The following is a 2,100-nucleotide window of genomic DNA, read 5'->3' as shown; positions in this document are numbered from 1 at the left end:
TGCTGAGGGAAAGACTGATGAATCAGTGATGAGTTTTGAGCTGATATGCGACCTGTATTGTTTTAACCCAAATATGTGGTTAGGAAGGTGTCGGGGCATCCCGGAGCAAACCGTCGAGAGGCGAGGAAGCTTGGTCTTTTGCTGTCAAGCAAAAGTTCCGAAGCCGAACGCGAGCGACATAAACCAGCCCACACTGTGGGCGAGAAGGGGAGGCTCCGCGGACTTTGTTCGTGGAGGGGGCGACGCAAGCCCCTGCAATAGATCACCTATCAACTCAAAACTCATCACTCATAACTCATCACTGCACTGGTTCATCAGCCTTTCCCTGAGCATGGTGTATCTTTTCTGTGGTTTGTTGTTATTGATCGCGATTGAAAGGGCTTTTTTGGTACCGATGAGAATAACGAGCTTCTTGCCCCGCGTAATGCCCGTATAGATAAGGTTCCTCTGCAAAAGCATATAATGCTGGGTCAGCACAGGGATGATAACCACCGGGTATTCACTGCCCTGTGATTTGTGCACGGAAATGGCATAGGCAAGGACAACCTCATCAAGGTCGGAGAATTCATACGTCACCCTTCTTCCATCGTAGTCCACAGTCATTTCCTGCACTTCTCCGTCAATGCTTACAGCTCTTCCAATATCCCCGTTATAGACATCCTTGTCATAATTGTTTCTGATCTGCAATACCTTATCTCCCACCTTGAACACCTTCCCGCCCCGGACAACTTCTTCCTTTCTATTATTCAACTCCCTCTGAAGTTCGACATTCAGGTTCGCCACGCCTACCGTTCCCCTATGCATAGGCGCCAGTATCTGGATATCATCGAGTGGATGAAAACGAAACCGTGAAGGTATGCCCTCCTTGCAGAGGTATACAATCTTTTCGAGCACCTTCTCCGGCTCCTCAATAAAGAAAAAATAAAAGTCCTTATTGTGTGTTTCGTCGCCCTGAAATATCGGCATCTCTCCGGTATTAATCCTGTGAGCATTGACAACAATCATGCTTTCACGTGATTGCCTGAATATCTTATCCAGTATGACTGTGGGGATGCGCTTCGAATTGATAATGTCCTTCAAAACACATCCGGCTCCTACAGAAGGCAACTGATCAACGTCGCCCACAAATATCAATGTGGCTTTTAAAGATACAGCCTTAAGAAAATGATACATGAGCAGGCTGTCAACCATCGATGTTTCATCAATTATGATTAAATCGGCATCAAGCGGATTCAGCTCATTCCTCTTAAATGAACCGCTGCCTGGGGTATATTCGAGGAGACGGTGTAATGTCTTGGCCTCATGGCCCGTTGCCTCTGTCATTCGTTTCGCTGCCCGGCCTGTAGGCGCTGCAAGGAGGACCTTTTGTCCCATCTTTTTGTAAATATTGATAACGGAATTGATGATCGTTGTCTTGCCCGTGCCCGGGCCGCCGGTAATCACCATAAGCTTGCTGTTAATCGAGTCCTTCACTGCTTCAATCTGTTTTCCGGAAAGGGTTATCTTCAGCATCCCCTGCACCCAGTCGATAGCCTGGTCAATGTTGATTAATCGTAACTGCTTCGGTGCGGTAAGGAGAGATGTCAAATGCCGTGCAATGCCGACCTCGGCAATGTGAAATCGTGTAAGGTAAACGGCCCAATCCCCCCCGTCCCCCCCCTTTCCAAAGGGGGGATTCAGGGGGGATTGAGTTGCGAGTTGCGAGTTGCGAGTTGCGAGTTGTTCTATGACTACCTTTTTCTGTGAGGAAACAGAGTCGAGGGCAACGGGAATACGGTCTTCCTCCACATCGAGAATCTTGCTGCACTCTGTAATCAGGAGATCGTACGGATAATAGACATGGCCATCATCGGAAAGCTGATTCAAAACGTAAAGTATACCTGCCTCTATCCGGATTTGAGAATCTTTCGGAATACCGAGTTTTTCAGCTATTTTGTCTGCTGTGATGAAACCGATCCCGAATATGTCCATGGCAAGCCTGTAAGGGTTTTCGCTCACCGCCTTTACTGAATCCCTGCCATAATGCTTATATATCTTTATTGCGTAGGCGGGGCTTACGCCATGTCCCTGGAGGAATATCATCACATCGCGGATATCCTT

At 47.8% G+C, this 2,100-nt stretch carries 1 protein-coding gene; it reads right to left on the bottom strand.

Annotation, left to right across the window (positions count from 1 at the left end):
- Nucleotides 1-288 precede the first annotated feature (288 nt).
- Nucleotides 289-2,100: ATP-dependent RecD-like DNA helicase (locus tag NTX75_10715; protein MCX5816692.1), on the bottom strand; the 1,812-nt coding region annotated here is incomplete at its 5' end.

It is taken from the genome of Pseudomonadota bacterium (assembly GCA_026388315.1).
Lineage (GTDB): Bacteria > Desulfobacterota > Syntrophorhabdia > Syntrophorhabdales > Syntrophorhabdaceae > MWEV01.
This window is presented reverse-complemented; position numbering and strand designations above follow the sequence as displayed.